This window comes from Sphingobium sp. Ant17 (genome assembly GCF_000588875.1).
Lineage (GTDB): Bacteria > Pseudomonadota > Alphaproteobacteria > Sphingomonadales > Sphingomonadaceae > Sphingobium.
Genome location: NZ_JEMV01000011.1, coordinates 1 through 21,494 on the forward strand (window position 1 = coordinate 1; position 21,494 = coordinate 21,494).

21 protein-coding genes and 2 pseudogenes are annotated in these 21,494 nt (G+C 62.6%); 18 read left to right on the plus strand and 5 right to left on the minus strand.

The window, feature by feature from the left end:
- The first annotated feature begins 133 nt into the window (after positions 1-133).
- The 4 genes from BF95_RS06890 (at position 134) to BF95_RS06905 (ending at position 4,443) form a co-directional block, all read left to right on the plus strand.
- Positions 134-1,060 carry a hypothetical protein gene (locus BF95_RS06890; protein ID WP_043150341.1) on the plus strand — a complete coding sequence of 309 codons (927 nt, stop codon included), beginning with the start codon at positions 134-136 and terminating at the stop codon, positions 1,058-1,060.
- The gene (gene tilS / locus BF95_RS06895; protein WP_043150343.1) at positions 1,051-1,983 is read left to right on the plus strand and encodes a tRNA lysidine(34) synthetase TilS; all 933 of its coding nucleotides are present in this window, start codon (positions 1,051-1,053) and stop codon (positions 1,981-1,983) included. Before BF95_RS06890 ends, tilS begins: the two co-directional genes overlap by 10 nt.
- Before the next feature lie 99 nt (positions 1,984-2,082).
- Positions 2,083-4,029: an ATP-dependent zinc metalloprotease FtsH gene (ftsH, locus tag BF95_RS06900; RefSeq protein ID WP_043150345.1), complete on the plus strand. Its 1,947-nt coding sequence runs from the start codon at positions 2,083-2,085 to the stop codon at positions 4,027-4,029.
- A 72-nt stretch (positions 4,030-4,101) separates the two neighbouring features.
- A complete protein-coding gene (locus BF95_RS06905; RefSeq protein ID WP_043150347.1) occupies positions 4,102-4,443 on the plus strand; it encodes a hypothetical protein in 342 nt (113 codons plus the stop codon).
- 293 nt (positions 4,444-4,736) lie between these two features.
- Here BF95_RS06905 and BF95_RS27245 read toward each other — a convergent pair whose 3' ends face one another.
- On the minus strand, positions 4,737-5,285 hold the full coding sequence (locus BF95_RS27245; protein WP_152542595.1) for a hypothetical protein: 549 nt from the start codon (positions 5,283-5,285) through the stop codon (positions 4,737-4,739).
- 280 nt (positions 5,286-5,565) lie between these two features.
- Between BF95_RS27245 and guaB the strand changes: the two genes are divergently transcribed.
- From guaB to BF95_RS06935, 6 genes and pseudogenes are all read left to right on the plus strand, one after another.
- Positions 5,566-7,023 carry an IMP dehydrogenase gene (guaB, locus tag BF95_RS06910; protein WP_043150349.1) on the plus strand — a complete coding sequence of 486 codons (1,458 nt, stop codon included), beginning with the start codon at positions 5,566-5,568 and terminating at the stop codon, positions 7,021-7,023.
- Positions 7,024-7,167: 144 nt separating this feature from the next.
- Entirely contained in the window at positions 7,168-8,346 is a 1,179-nt protein-coding gene (locus tag BF95_RS06915; RefSeq protein ID WP_043150351.1) for an RsmB/NOP family class I SAM-dependent RNA methyltransferase, read from the plus strand.
- Between the two features lie 89 nt (positions 8,347-8,435).
- Entirely contained in the window at positions 8,436-8,945 is a 510-nt protein-coding gene (locus tag BF95_RS06920; protein WP_043150353.1) for a tetratricopeptide repeat protein, read from the plus strand.
- A gap of 72 nt (positions 8,946-9,017) precedes the next feature.
- Positions 9,018-9,518, plus strand: coding sequence for a helix-turn-helix domain-containing protein (locus tag BF95_RS06925; protein ID WP_051519883.1), 501 nt, complete (start codon positions 9,018-9,020; stop codon positions 9,516-9,518).
- Positions 9,519-9,587: 69 nt separating this feature from the next.
- Positions 9,588-10,421: pseudogene (locus tag BF95_RS28835) on the plus strand (IS110 family transposase); the annotation flags it as partial.
- Between the two features lie 136 nt (positions 10,422-10,557).
- A pseudogene (locus BF95_RS06935) lies at positions 10,558-11,925 on the plus strand (ISL3 family transposase); the annotation flags it as partial.
- Between the two features lie 250 nt (positions 11,926-12,175).
- Here the strand turns inward: BF95_RS06935 and BF95_RS06940 are convergent.
- Positions 12,176-13,864, minus strand: coding sequence for a recombinase family protein (locus BF95_RS06940; protein ID WP_051519884.1), 1,689 nt, complete (start codon positions 13,862-13,864; stop codon positions 12,176-12,178).
- Between the two features lie 3 nt (positions 13,865-13,867).
- Here BF95_RS06940 and BF95_RS06945 point away from each other — a divergent pair, with 3 nt between their 5' ends.
- Entirely contained in the window at positions 13,868-14,113 is a 246-nt protein-coding gene (locus BF95_RS06945; protein ID WP_043150355.1) for a peptidoglycan-binding protein, read from the plus strand.
- A gap of 111 nt (positions 14,114-14,224) precedes the next feature.
- A complete protein-coding gene (locus BF95_RS06950) occupies positions 14,225-14,644 on the plus strand; it encodes a TfoX/Sxy family protein (protein WP_235209612.1) in 420 nt (139 codons plus the stop codon).
- Positions 14,645-14,783: 139 nt separating this feature from the next.
- Here BF95_RS06950 and BF95_RS28845 read toward each other — a convergent pair whose 3' ends face one another.
- Positions 14,784-15,521 carry an alginate export family protein gene (locus tag BF95_RS28845; RefSeq protein ID WP_235209613.1) on the minus strand — a complete coding sequence of 246 codons (738 nt, stop codon included), beginning with the start codon at positions 15,519-15,521 and terminating at the stop codon, positions 14,784-14,786.
- Positions 15,521-16,141, minus strand: a complete 621-nt coding sequence (locus BF95_RS28850; protein WP_235209614.1) for an alginate export family protein — start codon at positions 16,139-16,141, stop codon at positions 15,521-15,523. The genes BF95_RS28845 and BF95_RS28850 overlap by 1 nt, the downstream gene beginning before the upstream one ends.
- 50 nt (positions 16,142-16,191) lie before the next feature.
- Here BF95_RS28850 and BF95_RS06960 point away from each other — a divergent pair, with 50 nt between their 5' ends.
- From BF95_RS06960 to BF95_RS06970, 3 genes are all read left to right on the plus strand, one after another.
- On the plus strand, positions 16,192-17,145 hold the full coding sequence (locus BF95_RS06960; RefSeq protein ID WP_081764061.1) for a chromate resistance protein ChrB domain-containing protein: 954 nt from the start codon (positions 16,192-16,194) through the stop codon (positions 17,143-17,145).
- Positions 17,142-18,545: a chromate efflux transporter gene (gene chrA, locus BF95_RS06965; protein WP_235209615.1), complete on the plus strand. Its 1,404-nt coding sequence runs from the start codon at positions 17,142-17,144 to the stop codon at positions 18,543-18,545. Before BF95_RS06960 ends, chrA begins: the two co-directional genes overlap by 4 nt.
- 71 nt (positions 18,546-18,616) lie before the next feature.
- Entirely contained in the window at positions 18,617-19,291 is a 675-nt protein-coding gene (locus BF95_RS06970; protein ID WP_043150357.1) for a superoxide dismutase, read from the plus strand.
- A gap of 12 nt (positions 19,292-19,303) precedes the next feature.
- Here BF95_RS06970 and BF95_RS27250 read toward each other — a convergent pair whose 3' ends face one another.
- Positions 19,304-19,576: a metal-sensing transcriptional repressor gene (locus tag BF95_RS27250; protein WP_130752821.1), complete on the minus strand. Its 273-nt coding sequence runs from the start codon at positions 19,574-19,576 to the stop codon at positions 19,304-19,306.
- Between the two features lie 84 nt (positions 19,577-19,660).
- Here BF95_RS27250 and BF95_RS30950 point away from each other — a divergent pair, with 84 nt between their 5' ends.
- From BF95_RS30950 to BF95_RS06985, 3 genes are all read left to right on the plus strand, one after another.
- On the plus strand, positions 19,661-19,864 hold the full coding sequence (locus BF95_RS30950; protein WP_162472453.1) for a hypothetical protein: 204 nt from the start codon (positions 19,661-19,663) through the stop codon (positions 19,862-19,864).
- Positions 19,865-19,920: 56 nt separating this feature from the next.
- Positions 19,921-21,018 carry an MFS transporter gene (locus tag BF95_RS06980; protein ID WP_443018342.1) on the plus strand — a complete coding sequence of 366 codons (1,098 nt, stop codon included), beginning with the start codon at positions 19,921-19,923 and terminating at the stop codon, positions 21,016-21,018.
- 67 nt (positions 21,019-21,085) lie between these two features.
- Entirely contained in the window at positions 21,086-21,481 is a 396-nt protein-coding gene (locus tag BF95_RS06985; RefSeq protein WP_043150358.1) for a hypothetical protein, read from the plus strand.
- Positions 21,482-21,494: the final 13 nt, after the last annotated feature.

Here is a 21,494-nt window from a genome sequence, read left to right on the forward strand (position 1 = left end):
CCCGGTCGCGGCCCCCGGCGCGACGGCACCGGCAGGCAGCGGCGTGGCGACGCCCCAATAGCCACGCACGTCGCGCTTTACCGCGCGAAATAACGGCTTATGGTTAAAGTCAAAGAGTCAGTCGGGGAACATCATGCGTCACGTCCTATTCGCGACATCTGCCATGGCGTGGAGCGCGCCGTTGCTGCTGGCGGTCGCACCGCCCGCATTGGCGCAGACGGTGGAAGGCCGGGTCGACCGGCTGGAAAAGGAAATGCGCGCGGTGCAGCGCAAGGTGTTTCCCGCTGGAACCCCGATCGAGGCGCAGATCACCCGGCCGACGACGCCCAGCATCGCGCCGGGATCACCGTCTTCGACGCCGATCGCTGACCTGACTGCGCGCGTGGGGGCGCTGGAATCGCAACTGGCTTCCATCACGGGGCAGGTCGAGGAAAACAGCTTCAAGCTCAAGCAGTTGGAAGAGGCCTTTACCCGATATAAGGCAGATAATGACGCGCGCATGGCACCGGTCGAAGCGCCGGTGGCTGTCCGTCCGCCCGTTGGCGCGCCGGTAGCCGAGGATCCGGCCCCTGTAGCAGAAAGGCCTGCCGCGCCTCGACCGACCGCGCCTGCGCCAGCGAGCGAGGAACGCAAGATGGCGGTGGCAGCGGTCGAGCGGCCTGACACAGGCGACACGGCGATGGATGCCTACACTTACGGTTTTCGCCTTTGGGACGCCAAATTCTACCCCGAAGCGCAGGGCCAGTTGAAGGCGACGGTGGACAAATATGGCACCGCGTCGGTGGCCAGCCGCGCCGCCAACCTGCTCGGCCGCGCTTATCTGGACGATGGCAAGCCCGCGCTCGCCTCCGTCGCCTTCTACGAAAATTACCAGAAGCGCCCGCGCGGCGACCGTGCGGCCGACAGCCTCGCTTATCTCGGCGAAGCGCTGATCCAGCTGAAAAAGCCGGCCGATGCCTGCAAAGTCTATGCGGAGTTGGAGCAGGTCTATGGCGAGGGGCTGTCGTCCAGCCTGCGCGGCATGATGGCGCAGGGCCGCACCAAAGCGAAGTGCAGCTGAACGAGGCTGGGTTGATCGCCGCGACGCAGGCGATCATCGGAGAGACGCAAGGGGTGCGTTTCGGCGTCGCCGTGTCGGGCGGGCCGGACAGCATGGCTTTATTGGCGCTGGCGGCGCGCGCCTTTGCAGGCCAGGTCGCGGCGGTAACGATGGACCATGGGCTGCGCGCGGCGTCCGCCGATGAGGCGGCGATGGTCGCGGACTGGTGCGCGACACAGGCGATCCCTCACGCCATCGTAACACCCGATGCGCCGGTCAGCGGCAATGTGCAGGGTTGGGCACGGGCGCAGCGCTATGCCGCGATCGAGACGTGGCGGGTGGCGCAGGGGATCGATTGGATCATGACCGCGCACCATGCCGACGATCAATTGGAAACGATGCTGATGCGGCTCAACCGGGGATCGGGGGTTGCGGGACTCGCCGGGGTGCGGGCGCGATCAGGGCGGGTGATCCGGCCGCTGCTGGGCGTGCGCAAGGCGGATTTGCTGGCCTATGCGCGGGCGCAGGCGCTGCCGCATGTCGATGATCCGTCCAATAGCGATTTGCGGTTCGACCGCGCGGCCATGCGGGCGGCGCTGGCAGGGGCGGACTGGCTCGATCCGCAGGCGGCGGCGCGCAGCGCGGCGGCGTTGGCCGAGGCGGAGGTGGCGCTCGACTGGAGCGTGCGCACGCTGGCGGAACGGCATGTCCGGGCGCAGGGCGACGGCTGGGCGCTCGATCGCACCGACCTGCCGCGCGAATATCTGCGACGGTTGCTGCTGGTGATGCTGGAGCGGGCGGGTTCTGACACGCAACGCGGCGATACGATCGACCGGGCGATCGGCGCGGCGCAGGCAGGGAGGCGGGCGAGTTTGGGCGACTGGCTGTTGAGCGGGGGGGCTGTCTGGACCTTGCATCCCGCCCCGCCCCGCCGCGCATTTTAGCCTGTGGGGCGGCCCCTTATCTGATCGGCATTTGACCTGGCCGGGCGCGCTTGCGCTTTTGCGTACGCGCCCTATCTTGGCGGGTGAAAGAGAGTGCAGATGAACGACGAGAAAGACCCGCAGACCAATCCCTGGATCAAGAGCGCCATGATATGGGCGGGTGTGATCGTCGCCCTGCTGTTGTTCGTGTCGATGTTCGAACGGCCGACAGGGGCCGGTGGCAGCGAGATCGCCTATTCGGAATTCCGCGCCAAGGTGCAGGAAGGCCAGGTCAAGGACGTCGCCATCGCGCCGGACAAGATCACCGGAACCCTGGCCAATGGCGACCGGTTCGCGACGCTGCCGGTGGCCGATCCGGCGCTGACCGGCTTGCTCGACCAGAATAATGTCAAATATTCAGGCCAGGCCGAAGCGCAGCCGAGCTTCTGGATGATCCTCGTCTATCAATCCCTGCCGTTCCTGCTGATCCTGGGCATCGCTTTCTTCGTGCTGCGCCAGATGCAGAAGGGCGGCGGCGCGGGCGGCGCGATGGGTTTTGGCAAGTCCAAGGCCAAGCTGCTGACCGAGAAGCATGGCAAGGTCACGTTCCAGGACGTCGCGGGCATCGATGAAGCGCGCGAGGAACTGGAGGAAATCGTCGAGTTCCTCAAAGACCCGACCAAGTTTGCGCGTCTGGGCGGCAAGATCCCCAAGGGCGCTTTGCTGGTCGGTTCGCCCGGCACTGGCAAGACGCTGCTGGCCCGCGCGATCGCGGGCGAGGCGGGCGTGCCTTTCTTCACCATCTCCGGCTCCGACTTTGTCGAAATGTTCGTCGGCGTCGGCGCAAGCCGCGTGCGCGACATGTTCGAACAGGCCAAGAAGAATGCCCCTTGCATCGTCTTCATCGATGAAATCGACGCGGTCGGTCGTCATCGTGGCGCGGGCCTGGGCAATGGCAATGACGAACGCGAGCAGACGCTGAACCAGTTGCTGGTCGAGATGGACGGTTTTGAAGCCAATGAAGGCATCATCATCGTCGCGGCGACCAACCGCCCTGACGTGCTGGACCCCGCGCTGCTGCGGCCGGGCCGCTTCGACCGTCAGGTCGTGGTGCCCCGTCCCGATATCGAGGGTCGCGAGAAGATCCTGGCCGTGCATATGAAGAAGGTGCCGTTGGCGCCGGACGTCGAACCGCGCACCATTGCGCGCGGCACGCCCGGCTTCTCCGGCGCGGACCTCGCCAATCTGGTCAACGAAGCGGCGCTGATGGCGGCGCGGCGGGGCAAGCGGCTGGTCGCCATGTCCGAGTTCGAATCGGCCAAGGACAAGGTGATGATGGGGGCGGAACGCCGCTCCATGGTCATGACCGACGAAGAGAAGAAGATGACCGCCTATCATGAGGCCGGCCATGCGATCATCGCCGTGCATGAACCAGCGTCGGACCCGATCCACAAGGCGACGATCATCCCGCGCGGCCGCGCGCTGGGCATGGTGATGCGTTTGCCCGAACGCGACAGCTACAGCTATCATCGCGACAAGATGCACGCGAACATGGCCGTCGCCATGGGTGGCCGCGTCGCCGAGGAAATCATCTTCGGCTATGACAAGGTGTCGAGCGGCGCGTCGGGTGACATCCAATATGCCACCAAGCTGGCGCGCGACATGGTTACCCAATGGGGCATGTCCGACAAGCTGGGGCCGCTGCAATATGAAGAGCAGCAGGGCGAGACCTTCCTTGGCTATTCGCAGAGCCAGCGCGTCCATATGTCGGACGAGACCGCCAAGCTGATCGACGCGGAAATCCGTGGGTTGGTGGAGCAGGGCTATCATCGCGCGCAGGAATTGCTGACCGGCCATGAGGCGCAACTGCATCTGCTGGCTAATGCGCTGCTGGAATATGAGACGCTGAGCGGTGACGAGATCAAGGCGCTGCTCGAAAAGGGCGAGATCACCCGCGACGACGGCACGACGATCAAGCCTTCGGTCATTCCGGCGGCCGGATCGTCCATCCCCAAGACGCGCAAGCGCAAGGGACCGTTCGGCGATCCGTCTCCTGCCGGCGCGTAAGTGGTGAAGGTTTGAAAGGAGGGCGCTGCCGCGAGGTGGCGCCCTTTTTCGTGTCGATGGGGGAGGCGCATCATGGCGGCGTTCGATGACATCCATGCGCGGTTGCGCGCCGTCATGCTGGACAATGCGCCGGGGCAGGTAGTGGGCAAGGATGAGGCGGGCGATCTGGTCGTGCGCACCGCTACCGTTGATCCCAAGACCGGACAGCCGGGCTGGTTCGGCACGGTGACGATCAAGAGAAGCTATGTCGCCTATCATCTGATGCCGCTTTATACGGATGCGGCCTTGTCGGAGAGTGTGTCGCCAGCGTTGGCTAAGCGGCGGCAGGGGAAGACCTGCTTCAACTTCAAGGTGGTGGATGAAGTGTTGTTTGGCGAACTGGCGTTGCTGACGCGCGGGGCTGCGGGTTTGTAGCGGTGTTTCGCGATACTTGCGGCAAAGGGCATCTAACGCGGTGTAAGGACGTCACCCTATTGAGAGCGTGACACCCCTCCGTCAGCGCTACGCCCTGCCACCTCCCCTGCCAGGGGAGGATGACGAAAGGGGACGTCGCCTAAATCGTCACCCCGGACTTGATCCAGGCCTCCCGCTTTTTGCGCGAAGATAAGCGGGATGCCGGGTCAAGCCCGGCATGACGAAGGAGGAATGGTAATGGACGACCATTTTTTGCCGCTTAGGCCAGTAATACGGGTTCCCGATTGCCGCCGTTAAACGATTTGGCCGTTTGGTAATCGATACGGCACATGCAGAGCAGGATCGCGACTTTCGTGCCACTTTACGAGAAAATCCCAAGCTGCCTTCTCATGTGGGTGCGCCAGCCATCCCAGTTCCTCCCTATTTTTTCGATAGGTTTCGAGTAGCCCGGTTAAAGATTGCGGTATGCGGTCAAGCCGGTCTTTGATGAGCCCGACCCATAGGTCAGCTGGAACCGGTAGGCCATGTTCGACTTGAAAATCGCCCAATACATCGTCGTTCGCTGTGTAGTAGCCAACGAAGCCGCCCTGAAAAATACCACTCTTCGATCCCGGCTTGTGTTGGTTCAACCACTGCCGAAGAGCGGGAATATCGATGCCCACGACGCCTAAAAGTCGAAACCCCCAAGTTCTGCGTTGCGCGTCGGGGGCGAAATAGGACACGATCTCGCCAGATGATCGTTGTATCCAAACTTTATTAGCACCTTTGAACAGGCGCTCTTCGACAAAGCCTTCAGATTGAAACGCTTGCGACAATTCCGCCCGAAAACTGCGAATGTCCATCGCCTTTACCTATTCCACCGATGTTAGCCACGGTTAGCTTTACTATGCCAACAACCTAGAATTTCAAATGGATCGTCCGCAATCCTTGGAAATTCCACCAAGGCAGACTGTCTCCAATTCACCCCTCCCCTTCATCCGTAAACCCCCACCACCCTTCACCCCACCACCCCGCAATAAATCCCGCAAAGGGACTGGCCGTATCGGGGCGGAGTGGTTACATGGGCCGCCACAAATCCCCCTGGGACGATAGCCCGTCCCGCAGCAGAAAGTGGCTTGTTCCATGGAAATCCGCCTCGGCCTCACCTTCGACGACGTGCTGTTGCAGCCCGGCGAATCCGATGTGCTGCCAAGCCAGGCGGACACCAGCACGTTCGTCACCAAGGCGATCAAGCTGAACATCCCGATCCTGTCGTCGGCGATGGATACGGTGACGGAAGCGGACATGGCGATCGTCATGGCGCAGCTGGGCGGCATCGGCGTGCTGCACCGCAACTTGTCGGTCGAGGAGCAGGCGGACGCGGTGCGCGCGGTCAAGCGGTTCGAGAGCGGCATGGTCGTCAACCCCATCACCATCCTGCCCAGCGCCACGCTGGCGGACGCGCAAATGCTGATGAAGCGGCACCGGATCAGCGGCATTCCCGTGGTGGAGGCGAGCGGCAAGCTGGTCGGCATATTGACGCACCGCGACACGCGCTTTGCCGAGAATCCCGCCCAGCCGGTCAGCGAATTGATGACCAAGGATAATCTGGCGACGGTCAAGGTCGGCGTGGGGCAGGAAGAGGCGCAGCGCCTGTTGCACCAACGCCGGATCGAGAAATTGCTGGTGGTGGACGAGGCCTATCATTGCGTCGGCCTGATCACGGTCAAGGATATCGAAAAGGCGGTCACCTATCCGCAGTCGACCAAGGACGGCACCGGCCGCCTGCGCGTCGCGGCGGCGACCACGGTGGGTGAAAAGGGGCTGGAGCGCAGCCGCGCGCTGATAGACGCGGAATGCGACCTGATCGTCATCGACACGGCCCATGGCCACAGCCGCCAAGTGTCGGCGGCGGTCGAAGCGGTCAAGCGCCTGTCCAACAATGTGCAGGTGGTTGCGGGCAATGTCGCCACCGCCGAAGCGACCAAGGCGCTGATCGGCGCGGGCGCGGATTGCGTGAAGGTCGGCATCGGGCCGGGGTCGATCTGCACCACGCGCGTCGTCGCGGGCGTGGGCGTGCCGCAATTGACCGCGGTCATGGATTCCGCCGAGGAAGCCGCCAAGCAGGGCGTGCCGGTGATCGCCGATGGTGGGCTGCGCACCAGCGGCGACCTCGCCAAGGCATTGGCGGCGGGCGCGGGTTGCGTCATGGTGGGGTCGCTGCTGGCGGGCACCGCCGAAGCGCCGGGCGAAACCTTCCTCTATCAGGGCCGCGCTTATAAAAGCTATCGCGGCATGGGCAGCGTCGGCGCGATGGCGCGCGGGTCGGCCGATCGCTATTTCCAGGCGGATATCAAGGACCAGATGAAGCTGGTGCCCGAAGGGATTGAAGGCCAGGTGCCGTTCAAGGGTCCGGCCAAGGATGTCATCCACCAGCTGGTCGGCGGCGTGAAGGCCGCGATGGGCTATACCGGCAGCGCGACGATCAAGGATTTGCAGGCGCGCGCGCGCTTCGTGCAGATTACCAATGCCGGGCTGTCGGAAAGCCATGTCCATGACGTGACGATCACGCGGGAAGCGCCCAATTATCCGACGCGGTAAGCGTTTTAATCCCCCTCCYTTTAAGGGAGGGGTTAGGGGTGGGTGCGCCGCGCAGCGGCGCTTCTGCCCGATCGGCGGGGCGTCAGGCTCGTTGCACTCGCCACCCACCCCCGGCCCTCCCTAAAAGGAGGGGAGAAGGTATTGATGACCCCCTCTGCTCGTATCCAGGCCGCGATCGATTTGCTCGACGCCATCATTGCGTCGGCGCGCGATGGTGGGCCGGCGGCGGATACGTTGATCGCGCGCTATTTCAAGGAGCGGCGCTATGCCGGGTCGCGCGATCGGCGGGCGGTGCGCGACCATGTCTATGACGCGATCCGCCGCGCGGGCGAGCGGCCGGAGACGGGCCGGGAGGCGATGATCGGGCTGGCGGACGAGCAGCCGGAGCTGGCCRCCCTGTTCGACGGATCGACCCATGCGCCGCTGCCGATCGAGCCGGGCGAGGTCGGCGCTGCGGCGGGCAGCGTGCCGGGCTGGCTGGTGCCACTGATCGCTGCGCCGGTCGAGCAGGAGGCGCTGCTGGGCCGCGCGCCGGTCGACCTGCGGGTCAATCGGTTGAAGGCCACGCCGGAGGCGGTCGCGCCCTTATTCCCCGACGCCGCGGCGATTGCGGCGCTGCCCGATGCGCTGCGCCTGCCCGAAGGTTATCCGGTCGAAAAGGACGCGGCGTGGAAGGACGGCCTGGTCGAAGTGCAGGATGCGGGCAGCCAGGCAATCGCGCTGGCGTGCGGCGCGCAGCCCGACATGACCGTGGTGGACCTATGCGCCGGGGCGGGCGGCAAGACGCTGGCGCTGGCTGCAGCCATGGCGGGGCAGGGGACATTGATCGCGGCGGATACCATCCGGTCGCGGCTGGCACGGTTGGGGCCGCGCGCGCAGCGGGCCGGGGCGACCTTCATCGAGACATTGCTGCTGGATCAGAGCCATGAGGCGCATGGGCTGGAAAGCCTGAACGGACAGGTCGATGTCGTGTTGGTCGATGCGCCCTGTTCGGGGACGGGCACCTGGCGGCGCAATCCCGAAGCGCGCTGGCGGCTGACGCCCGCGCGGCTCGATCGGCTGGTCGCGGAACAGGCTCGCATCCTCGATTTCGCCGCGCCCTTGCTGGCACCGGGCGGGGCGCTTATCTATGCCACTTGCGCATTGACCGACCAAGAGGGGAAAGCCCAGGTGGACGCGTTCCTGCGCCGACATGCCGGGTGGACGCCGGAAGCGATCGATCTGCCGCTCGGCCGGGCACATGGCGCGGGCTGGTTGCTGACGCCGGGGTATGACGGCACCGACGGCTTTTTCTTTGCCCGGCTGCGGCGGACGGTCGCGTAAATCAGCCCATGGACAAGCGCCCGCAAAATCGCGAGACTTGGCCAAAATCTGTGCCTGAATCAGCGCCTGAAACATGGCTGGAGATAGTTATGCGTTTTACCCCCGCCTCGATCGCCCTCGCTCTTGTCCTGACCACGGTGTCGAGCATGGGCCTGAGCCAGCGGCCCGATAGCCAGATCAGCCCGGCCTCGGTCGAATGGCAGAAGGCGGGCGAGACGGCGCGCAAGGCGGGCAATTTGCAGGGCGCAACCGACGCGCTGGAAAGCGCGCTGGCGATCGACCCGCGCAACCGCGCCGCCTATGTCGAACTCGCCGCCGTCGCGCGGGCGCAGGGTTTGCAGGGCAAGGCGATCCGTTTGTATCGCGAAGCCTTGCTGCTTGATCCCACCGATGTCGTCGCGCTGGCGGGACAGGGCGAGGCGATGGTCGAAAAGGGCGCGGTGGCGAGGGCCAAGGAGGTGCTGGCGCAGGCGCAAGGGCTGTGCAAGGCCGATTGCGCCCCCGTCAGCGAGCTTGCCGCCGCGATCCAGAAGGGGCCGCCTGCCGTCGCCATGACGAGCAAGGATGTGGTGCCCGCGCCTAATACCATCCGTCCGTGATGCTGACTCACGTGGGGGATTCCCAAAGCGGCGAAACTATGAATCTATGTCTTCGGGTTGGAGGGCATTGTCATGGGTGCAGCGATTGGATTGCGAGACGACTTTGATGCAGCGGGCTTGAGGCGACTGGCGCGGACGACAAAGAGCGCGAACCAGGGACGCCGACTGCTAGCTTTGGCGGAAATCTATGATGGCGCGAACCGCAGCGATGCCGCGCGCATCGGCGGAGTGACCCTGCAGATCGTGCGGGATTGGGTGGTGCGGTTCAACGCCCGAGGTCCAGCGGGTCTCCTTGACGGCAAGGCCCCAGGCAAGCCGCCCTTGCTGAATGATACCCAGCGCCAAGCGCTCGCGGAGGTCGTTGAAAGTGGACCGATACCAGCGATCCATGGAGTTGTGCGTTGGCGGCTGATCGACCTGGCGCGGTGGCTTCATGACGAATTTGGGGTKTCTCTGACGGAAACGACCGTAGGGCGAGAGTTGAAAAAGCTGGGCTATGTCAAATTGACGGTACGCCCACGTCACCATGCCCAGAACGAATATGCGATGGAGGCCTTCAAAAAGATCCCATGATGAGAGTTGGATAGCGGTCTGAGGGAGCTCAGAGTCGGTTTGCTACCAACCACTCTGAAAGGATTTGCCATGTCAGCAGACCCCATCTCGCAGCTTGCCGCCATCCGAGTTGATCTTGGCGCAATTTTCGTTTCGCTGGAACTGTCGAAATCGACCTGGCTGGTGACCTCGCTGTCGCCGAGCACCGAGAAGATGTCCCGTCACTCCGTGCCAGGCGGCGATATGCCAGCGCTGCTCGCATGTTTGGATGCCTTGCGCGACAAGGCAGAAGCCCGCGAGGGCCAGCGCTACCCGGTGATCGCTATTCAGGAAGCGGGGCTCGATGGCTTTTGGATTCATCGCGCCCTGGCGTCGGAGGATTGGGTCACCAGCCATGTAGTCGACGCCGCTTCGATTGCGGTCTCGCGCCGGCACCGGCGGGCAAAGACCGACAGGATCGACGGCGAGACGCTGGTTCGTACCCTGATGGCCTGGATGCGCGGTGAGCCGAGGGTGTGCTCGATGGTTCGTGTGCCAACAGTCGAGGAAGAGGACCGTCGGCGGATCGGACGAGAACGCAAGACGCTGGTCAAGGAACGCACGCTTCACACGAACCGGATCAAAGGCCTGCTCTTCAGTGTCGGCATTCGGGGTTATGAGCCGAACCGACGGGATCGGCGTGAACGCCTGGAAGAACTGCGGACGGTCGACGGCAAACCCTTGCCCTTGCATCTCAAGGCGCAGCTCAATCGTGAGCTCGACCGTCTCGAGTTGCTCTGCGAACAGATCAAATGCGTTGAGGCCGAGCGTGACGACATGGCCGAGACTTCGCCACAGGCGATGCTCGCAATGCTCAAGGGCATAGGCCCAGAGTTTGCGAATGTCCTCGCCAGCGAAGGGCTGTTCCGGCATTTCGACAACCGGCTATGGCGCGGCGATCTGGATGAGAAGTTTCCGTCAATCAGGGGTTCTTCCGCATCTTTGGTGCAAGTTGAGGGATTCACACGCGAATCGGGTGAGTGCATAGAGTCGGGATTACGGTCAGCGATGGTATTTGCTCGTGGTCCAGACGTCTTCGGTTTCTCCCGTTCCTGCAGGTTTGACGATTGTCAGTCGCGACGAAACAGCGGACGGGAGGCTCCATTTGGATGTGAGGCCAGTTCAGCGTTCCTCCTCGTGCCCCGGTTGCGGACGGCACTCGAGCAGCGTGCATAGCCATTACCAGCGCCATCTCTCGGATTTGCCCTGGCATGGACGGATTGTGGCGATGCGCCTCACGGCGCGGCGCTTTCGCTGCAGGACGCCTGATTGCAGGGTGCAGATATTCACGGAGCGATTGCCCGGGGTCGCCGCTTCGAGGGCGCAACGCTCCGATCGGCTTGCAGAGAGCCAGCGCGCTATGGCTCTTGTAGCGGGCGGTGAGCCGGGCTCCCGCCTCGCCCATAGGTTGGCGATGCCGGTGAGCGGCGATACATTGCTGCGGATGATCCGGTCGGCGCCTGTGCCGGGTTTCGTTGCCCCTACGATCGTGGGCATCGACGATTGGGCGTGGCGGCGCGGACAGCGCTACGGAACGATCATCTGCGACCTGGAGCGAAATCGCGTTCTTGATCTGCTGCCCGATCGCAACGCGGATAGCGTGGCCGACTGGCTGAAGCGCTGGCCAGGGATCAAGGTTGTCGCGCGTGATCGCGCTGGAGTTTACGCCCAAGGAGCAAGGCGCGGGGCGCCAGGAGCCATCCAAGTGGCCGATCGCTGGCATCTACTCAGTGGCCTGGGTGAGGCACTGCGCCAGGCAGTTGGTCGCCACCGCAGCGCGGTGTCCGCGGCGGCGAAAATCATGGCATCCGCGCAGGGGGCGCAAGCCAACCCTGCACCGACATCCCCCGGTCTCGCCAAATTACGGACCGATCGGAAGGCCGGTCGACGCGAACGCTGGGAGGAAATTTGCCAGCTCGACAAGCTGGGACATCCCACGTCGAGCATCGCCGAACTGGTCGGCGTAACTCAGCGCACGGTCCAGCGCTGGATAGCCGGCGGCGGCGAACCCGAGCATGTGCGTCCCCATATACAGTCCCATCTTCTGGGCCCTTTCGAAGAATGGCTCGAAGCCCGGTGGCGTTCGGGACACCAGGTCGGACAACAGCTTTGGCGGGAACTGAAAGAACTCGGCTACAAGGGGAGCCGGAACACCGTTGCACGATGGGCAGCCAAGCGGCGCACCCGCGACGATGCACAGGCACTAGAACCGCAGAGGCAGCGGTCAGCCTGGAAGGCCCCATCGCGGCGGCGCTGCGCGTGGTACATGGGCCAGGCTCCCGATCAGATCGATGCCGAACATACGCTGTTCCTCGACCACCTATATGCGCAAGCACCGCAACTTCGTGAGGCAATGCGAGAGCCAGAAATGGCAGCACCTGTGATCGGCTGAGCTTCCTGCGGAATATCGCGTCCCCGCTGGAGGACGTTCCATGAGCCTGGAAAACCCGCTTTGCCAAGTCCGGGCCGACAATGCTAACTTCGTCCATAGATGCCTTCTCCTCTACTGTGACGTTCGGAAACATCACAATGGCACATTTGATGCCGTCGGGAGGGGGCATCCACTCCATCACTTCTCAGTGCAACTCAACACACAGTGATGTAAAACTTTGAATAATATTGAAAATATGGAACTTCGATCATATACGTGAGGATATTGGATGTCGGCTTCGGTTGTATCGCCCTCCCGCAACCATCTGAAATTGCGATACCCCACAGGGGGTCGCAACCTTCGAAGAACCCGCCCTAGAGGCGGGTTTTTTGCGTTCTGCAGCAATCGCGAGGATGCCCGCCAGATCGCCGCGCACATCGATCTTCAGGTCGCCGCCTTCAGGCACCAATATGATCGCCTCGATGAGCGAACGAATGACCTCAGCCGCCTCGAAGCGCTTGTTCTCGTCGTCATGCTCCAGGGCCTGATAGAGATTATCAAGCTGAGCCCGATAATGGTGCGCCATATTGGGATGGAGCAGGGGAGGGGGCTCCTGGGCCTGGGCGAGGTCGCGCTCCAGTTCTTTCTTGCGCGCTTCCAACCCTACCATCTTGGCGTTGATCTTGTCCGCGGCGCCGCCGCGCAAGATCAGGTTCACCAGCATGTCGAGATCACGGTCAATTTTGGCAATCTCTGCCCGCGCCGCTGTGATAGCAGCGCCAGCGTCGCCTCTCATGCGGTTCATCTCCCTGGTGAACTCGTCGCAAAATTCTGCGAACAGGGCCGGGTCCATCAGATGATGGCGCAACGCATGAAGCACGCGCCCTTCCAGACGGTCGCGCCGGATATTCAGGCGGTTGTCACAGGTACCCTTGTTCCGGGCTGCCGAGCAGCCCAGCATCATCGCTGAAATCATTGAATATCCGCCGCCGCAGCAACCGCATTGCAACAGGCCGGACAAGAGATATTTCTGGCGGCGGCGATCGCGGAAGTTTGCGGAGCCCACTGAGGGATTTAATGGCTCCACCTGGCAGGATTTTTGCCGCTCCTTGGCATGCTGCCAAAGAGCATCATCGATGATGCGCAGTTCGGGCACGTCCTGAATGATCCATTCTGATTCCGGGTTGGGCCGGGCTTGCCGTTTGCCAGTATCGGGATCCTTGATGAAGCGTTGCCGATTCCAGACCAGCTTGCCGACATAAAGCTCATTGTTAAGGATGCCGGTGCCACGCTTGGGATTGCCATTGATGGTGCTAAAGCCCCAGGTGCCGCCGGTTGGTGCCTCGATACCCTCTTTGTTCAGCTCGGTTGCTATCCGTTTGGCTGATTTGCCAGCGACATAGTCGCGAAAGATGCGCTGGATGACGCTTGCCTGTGCGTCATTAATGGAGCGGTCGCCCCGGATCAGTTCGCCATTGGCATCGAGCCGTTTGACGACGTCATAGCCATAGCTGTTACCACCGCCCGATTTGCCTTGCTCAACGCGGCCGCGCAGGCCACGCCGCGTCTTGTCGGCGAGGTCCTTGAGAAACAGGGCGTTCATCGTACCCTTTAGGCCGATATGCAGATGGGTGATCTCGCCTTCGGACAGGGTGACCATCTTCACGTCACCATAGGCCATGCGCTTGAACAGCCCGGCAATATCCTCCTGGTCGCGCGACAGGCGATCCATGGCCTCAGCCAGCACGAAGTTGAAGCGTCCGCGATTGGCGTCTGCGATCAGCGCCTGAATGCCAGGACGCAACAGCGAAGCGCCTGAAATGGCATGATCGGTATATTCCTCGACAATCTGCCAGCCCTGCTTTTCGGCATGCAGGCGACAGATGCGCAACTGGTCGGCAATGGAGGCGTCACGCTGATTGTCGGAAGAATAACGGGCGTATAAAGCAACCTTCACGGAATGGAACTCCTCGTCTCAGGAGCGGGTCGTGCGGCGCTCCTCCAGCATCTCCAGATACGCCTTCCGCGCGGCACGACGGGCAAGCAGGCGAACCAGCTTGACCAGTATTATCAGGGCGTAATCGATGGCGTTGTCGGCAAGGAAACCCGGACCGCATTGGAGAAATTCCAGGGTGACTTCAATCTGAAGGTGACTGGAACGATCACACCAGAAGTGTTGGATGCGCTGAAGATCGTGGCGCAGTGACATCATAACGCCGCGTCGATCGGCCATCGGCTTGGCCCTGCAGTGCGTTCCAAACAACTTCAATTCGCGCCGCTCGTTCTCTGAGAGGGTATCAAACCGGACCGGCCGCACTTGGGCACCGAAATTCGGCGGCTGAACGTCTTGGAAGGGTCGATTGACCCTCGACCTTTTCATCAGGACTGGCAATATCGCCTTATGGCGTCCGATCGTAAAACCGTTGAATTCCTTGTTGAGCAGATGGCAGGCGGCGGTACCGTTTCAGCCAAGGCGATGTTTGGCGAATTCGGCATTTATTGCGATGGGAAAATGGTCGCATTGGTCTGCGACGACCACCTATTCTTAAAGCCCACGATTGGAGGGCGGGCATTCGCTGCCGGTGCGGAAGAAGCCCCTCCATATCCCGGTGCAAAGCCCTTTCTCCTGATCGACGCGGAAAAGTGGGATGACCGTGAGTGGCTTGCCGAGATCGTTCGTATCACTTCTCAGGAAGTACCTGCTCCCAAGGTCAGGACCAAGCGCAAATCCGGTTGATGCAACGCCTGGCAGAAGCCCGTGTTCGTTAACCTAATGTCCGCTTTTAGAATGTGGAGGTGGCATAGTTGAATGCCCGAGAAGGGTCGACCCTCGTCAGCCAGCCTTCGCAACATCCATCAGTTAGAGCCAGAGCAGCTCAGAAACTGGCGGTCAGATTGAACGAACCATATTTGGTCCAGCGCCCCGCCGGCGCGTTGGGTGCGTCGCGCAAGAAGCGGCCCTTGGCCAACAGCAGTCCGTCAAATTCGAAGCGCAATCGCGCCGGGATGAGCCAGTAACGCAGCCGTGCTTCCAGTTGGTGGCCGGCAAAATCCCCTGACCGACCCGATGCATCGCGCACCCCGGTCCCTGCAAAACTGTCCTCGCTGGCGGCCAGCCACATCGCCCGATACACCGCAAAGGCGTCGAGGCGCTTGCTGGGCGTGACCTCCAGCCTGATGCCAGGCGTCATGATGTTCGTGCGAGCGATCGCATTGTAAAGACCCGCTGGAGCCAGATCCGCCCGGCGCATGCCGAATAGTGTGTCGAAACGCCCATAGCGTCCGCCACGCCGGTCACCGCTGGCGCGGTCGAGTTCCACAGAGAGGCGGGGCTTCCATACAGCTGCAAAACTATAGCCGATATCGGCATGGATGAAGTTGGCGCTGACCGACTGGCGCGATGCAGCAGACGCAAGCGACGCACTGATGGCGCCGGTCTGGAAAAGGGCTTCGATTTCATAATCGAATTTTCCAACGCGCGGCTCTGCGATGATGCGAACCCCGAACGTATCGAGCGATCGGTCGCGCGTCGGCCGCCCGGGCGCATCGCGTTCGCCAAGATGATAATAGCTGATTTCGCCTGTTGCCGATCCCAGGATATTGCTCTTCGTCATCAGSCTCCCCATAGGACGAGATCGAAACTCTCCCTGTCGAGCTTGACCCTGGCGTCGCGAAGATCCTTTGGATCGTCCGGCAGCCGGACCTGCGGCAGGGTGTAGATCAGCGTCGCCTTGATCCCCTTCGGCATGACCAGATCGGCGCGCCCGCCCGTATAGCCATTGGTGGTGTTGCGATAATCATCGGCCGCGACGAGACGCCGCGATCCCAGGTTCAGCATCATCCGCCCTGCCGTCAGGGTCAGTTTCGACCCCTTGCCGAAGGGTGCCAGGATGTCGGCCGCCACATAGGCCTGGACCGGCTCCAGCGCATTCACCTCCCCAACCGTAACAGGCGTGCCGGCATCGTCACCGAACACGCGACTGTCATAGAGTTCGACCCCCAACCGCACATCGCCCGTCCTATATTCGGCGAGAATGTTTGTGCGGACATTGAGCAGGTCGTCGCTAGCGTTGAAGCCCGTGCGCGCCTGTCTTTCGATCGCTTCGTAGCGGACGCGGATCGCCCCGCTCACGGTGAGACCGTCAGGCGCATCATCGGCCATTGCGACGGACGGCAGGCTGAGCGCGAGGCAGCAAGTCAGGGCAGCAGACAATCGGACAGGCGCAAGCGGCATAAGATATATATATTCCTTTAATCCGAATCAGATGATATATATGTTCTATCATGACGACAAGCGAACCCTCCATCTGGCTGGCCCTGCTGCACCAGCTTCCCGTCAAGCCGCCCTATCTGCGCGTGAAAATCTGGCGTCGCCTGCAGGCGATCGGTGCGGTGCCGCTCAAAAATGCGGTGCATGTCCTGCCTCTCCGCGACGAGCATGAAGCGGCGTTTCGCGGTCTGATGGCCGAGATCATCGAAGGCGGCGGCGAGGCGACCCTCATCGAAGCCCGGATGCTGGGCGGCCAGAGCGACGGTGATATCCGCGCGATGTTCGACGCCGCACGCGACTCCGACTATGACGACATAGCCCAGGCCGCGCGGCGGCTGATCGACACCGGCCCTGCCAGCGGCACCGATATCGCCAAGCTCCAGAAGCGGATGGCGGATGTCGTCCAACTCGACTTTTTCGGCGCGCACGGGCGGCAGCAAGCGCAAGCCGCGTTGGCGGATCTCGACAGGCAACGCTATCAGCATCCCGATGTCAGTCGCGATGAACCGGCCGCCGACCTGCCGCGCGATCTGAGGGGCAGGACATGGGTGACGCGCAGCGGCGTCCATGTCGATCGTATCGCCTGCGCCTGGCTGATCCGCCGCTTCATAGACCCGGATGCGACCTTCCGTTTCGTCGATGGCCGTAGCTACGCGCCGCAAAAGGACGAATTGCGTTTCGACATGGCGGATGCCGAATTCACCCATGAGGGCGAGAATTGCAGCTTCGAAACCCTGGTCGCGCGCGGCGGCCTGACCGATGATCCGGCGCTCATCGCCATAGCGGAGATTATTCACGACCTGGATATTGCCGACGGCAAGTTCGCGCGGCCCGAGACGGCGGGCCTTGGTGCGATGCTGTCGGGCGTCTGCGCCTCCACCGACGACGACCTGCAGCGCATCGCGACGGCCAGCGACGCGCTGAACCAGTTCCACGCCTATTTTTCGAACCGAAAGGCAGACCGATGACCGCAACCGGCTCCATGCTCGCCGATCCATCTGGGCCGAAAGCGAGCGATCATGGCATCCCGCTTGGGGAGGCGACCCGCATCTGGGCGCGCATCGCCGCATTGAGTTTTGGCGGACCGGCCGGCCAGATCGCGGTGATGCACCGCATTTTGGTCGAGGAGAAACGCTGGATCGGCGAGGAGCGGTTTCTCCATGCGCTCAACTATTGCATGTTGCTGCCCGGCCCGGAGGCGCAGCAGTTGGCCATCTATATCGGCTGGCTGCTGCACAAGACGCGCGGTGGGCTGATCGCGGGCGCGCTCTTCGTTCTGCCCGGTTTTCTCGCCATATTGGCCTTGAGCTACCTCTATGTGCTGCTGGGTCAGTTGCCGCTGATCGAGGGCATATTCTTCGGGCTGAAGGCCGCTGTGCTGGCCGTGGTGGTCCAGGCGGTCGTGCGCGTGGGATCACGCGCGCTTAGGAATAATGTCATGCGCGGCATCGCGGTTGCAGCCTTTGTCGCGATCTTCTTTCTCGACGCACCCTTTCCCCTGATCATACTGGCGGCCGGTCTCGGCGGCTATATCGGCGGGCGCAGCGGGCTGCCCCAGTTCAAGGGCGGCGGCGGTCATGGCTCAACAGGTGGTGAGGTCGTCCATGACCGGGACACCGCGCTGGGTGAAGCCTTGCCCGACCATGCGCGACCCGATCTGGGGTGGTCGCTGCGGATATGCGCGATCCTGTCATTCCTCTGGCTGGCGCCCGTTGCCGGGCTGTTCCTGATCCTGGGGCCGGACAATGTGTTCACCCACATCGCCACCTTCTTCAGCCAGATGGCGGTCGTGACCTTTGGCGGCGCCTATGCCGTTCTTGCTTATGTGGCGCAGAAAGCGGTCGGCACGTTCGGCTGGCTGCGCCCCGGCGAAATGCTCGATGGCCTGGGCATGGCGGAAACGACGCCTGGCCCGCTCATCATGGTGACGCAATTCGTGGGATTTCTGGCCGCCTTTCGCGATGCGGGCACGATGGCGCCCCTACTGGCGGCGACGCTGGGCGCGATCCTCACGACCTGGGTGACGTTCGTGCCCTGCTTCCTGTGGATCTTCGCCGGCGCGCCCTTCATCGAGCGGCTGCGGGGCAACAAGGCGCTCTCGGCGGCCCTGACCGCCATCACCGCAGCGGTCGTGGGCGTCATCTTCAACCTCGCCATCTGGTTCGCGATCCACACCTTGTTCGGCCAGACGATGGCAGTCCGTTCGCCGACCGGCAGCTTCGACGTTCCCATTCCCGTTTCCATCAATATAGCAGCGGTCGTGCTGGCGGTCGCCGCCGCCGTCGCCATCTTCAGGTTCAAGCTGGGCGTATTGACGGTTCTCGCCGGCTGCGCGACGCTGGGCGCGATCTACACCCTTACCGTCTGACAGGATCTGTAAAAATGGTTGATGTCTCTCGTCGTACCGCCTTTCAAACCCTGGGAGCAGGCGCTCTGGCCATGGCCGCCACCGATACGGCAAGCGGACAAGTCGCCGCGCCGCCCGCCGCCTTGCCGCCAGCCTTTGCCGGCACGCACCAGCCCAAGCCGCTGCGCTTCGATCCGGCGAAGCTGGACGGGCTGTCGGAGCGCCTCATCCGGTCGCATTGGGAGAATAATTATATCGGGTCGGTAAAAACCCTCAACATGGTCGAAACCCGGCTCGCCGCCGCGCTGGCCGATGTGGACATGCCGCCGGTCCTCTATGGCGGCCTCAAGCGCGAGGAATTGCACCGGACCGGATCGGTCATTCTCCATGAGATATATTTCGATGGACTCGGCGGTAATGGCGAGGCCGCTGGCTCCATTCGCGCGGCGCTCGCCAAAGCCTGGGGATCGTTCGAGACATGGGAGAAGGATTTCCGGCGCACGGGCCTGTCGCTGGCCGGCGGATCGGGCTGGGTGATCCTCGCCTATAATCTCCATACCCGTTCGCTGCACAATCATTGGGCCTGGGACCATATGCATGGTGCGGCCGCCGGCATCCCGATCCTCGCCCTCGACATGTACGAGCATAGTTTCCACATGGATTATGGCACGCAGGCCGCCAAATATATCGACGCCTGGTTCCGCAATCTCGACTGGCAGGCGGCCGACCGGCGCTATGCGCAGGCGATAGCGGTCGGGGCCAGCTGAGGTCGGCAGCGCCTATAGATATTTCGAGATCGTGCGGAATTCTTCGACGGCCGAACCCATGCCTTCCGTCGCCTGGGTGTGGCTGAGGCAATGGTCGAGATGATCGTGGATCAGTGCCTTCTTGGCGCTGACGATAGCCTTTTCGACCGCCTGGAGTTGCTGGGCGATGTCTGCGCAGGGGCGTTGGCTTTCGATCATCTCGACGATGCTGCGCAGATGGCCACCCGCACGGTTCAGCCGCTTTACGATCGCGGGATGGCTGTCATGCCGATGCTCGATGGTCACTCGTGAAAATTCCTCAGTGTCACAGCCTTTACCTATCCCCCTGGGGAGGATATTGCAACGATCTGTATATCCCCCCTGGAGGATATGGATTCGCTGGAGTCGCCCTTGCTTTCCGTGCTCGCCAATCGCACCTATCGCCATCTTTTCTGTGCGCAGGTCATCGCATTGGTGGGCACGGGCCTTGCGACCGTGGCGCTCGGTCTGCTGGCCTATGACATAGCCGGCGGCAATGCCGGGGCGGTGTTGGGGACGGCGCTCGCGATCAAGATGATCGCCTATATCGCGTAGCGCCCATTGTCGGCGCTTTTGCCGATCGCCTGCCGCGCCGCGCCTTTCTGGTGGCGATGGATATCGTGCGCGCCGCGGTTGCCCTCTGCTTGCCATTCGTCGATCAGACGTGGCAGATCTATATTCTGATATTCGTCCTGCAATCGGCATCGGCGGCTTTCACCCCGACCTTCCAGGCGACCATTCCCGATGTCCTGCCCGAGGAACGCGACTATACCCGCGCGCTCTCCCTATCGCGGCTCGCCTACGACATGGAAAGCCTGACCAGCCCGATCCTTGCCGCTGCGCTGCTTTCGGTCATCAATTTCCACTGGCTGTTCTCGGGAACGGCGATCGGCTTCCTTGGATCGGCGATGCTTGTCGCCACGACCGTCCTGCCCAGGGTGGCAAGCGCCGGGCCAGGACAGCGCGATATCTACGCCAGGACCACGTGCGGCACACGCATCTATCTCAAGACCCCGCGTTTGCGCGGGTTGCTTGCCCTCACGCTGGCATCGGCGGCGGCCAGTTCCATGGTGATCGTCAACACGATCGTCATCGTGCGTGACAGGCTGGGCCTTGCCCAGAGCGATGTGGCGCTGACCCTCGCCGCCTATGGCGCAGGGTCTATTCTGGCAGCACTGACATTACCCCGACTGCTCGATCGGATCGCGGATCGCACCATCATGCTGAGCGCAGGGACGGCGATGGCGTCGCTGCTCGCATTGCTGGCCGTCGCGACTTTCCGGTACGGCGCTGCGCCGGGCTTCTGGTGGGTCATCCTGGGCGGATGGTTCCTGCTTGGGATCGCCTATGCGATGAGCATCACCCCATCGGGTCGATTGCTCAAGCGATCGGCAACGGCCAGCGACCGCCCTGCATTGTTCGCCGCGCAATTTACCCTGAGCCATTGCTGCTGGCTTTTATGCTATCCATTGGTCGGGCAGCTTGGCGCCAATGTGGGCCAGGGTGTCGCTTTTCTCATGATGGCGGTGATCGCCAGTGTCGGAACGGGATTAGCCGTTTTCCTGTGGCCTGCCGGCGATCCGGACATTGTGGCGCACGATCACCCCGAGCTTGAACGCGATCATCCCCATGTCCGAGAGGCGCATGGCGATGATCGCCACCATATATTCATTATCGACGACCTGCACCAGCATTGGCCCCGCCAATGAAGGGAAAATATCGTCTGACCGCCGCAGCATCTTGTGAACTGCCTGCGCTGCCTATACTCCTTGCCGCATGACGGTCGCGCCAATCCGGCAGCGTGCTTATGCAACGCCCCACAACCCAAGGCGCAGCTTTGCGCTTCTGGGCGTGCTGGCGCTGCTTGGCATGATCATATTGTCGACCTGGCACGATGCCTTGCCGCATGTTCATGCCTCAGCGCAGACGGTGAGCGTCGGTATCGACCATCATGACCATGACGACGTGGATGACCACGCCTCTTCGGATCAGGACGATTTCTCCGACCTTGTCCATGTCGCCGCCCATGTGGTGGCTCAAACCGTTGCCGTGCCTGCGGCGCCTGTCGTCGCGCAGGCCATGATTTCGTCTGCGATGTCCTGGGGCGTGGTCCCGGTCGATGACATCGGGTCGGTCAGGCCGCAATCCTTGCTTCGCCCCCCACGAATCTAATTGCGAGCGCGTT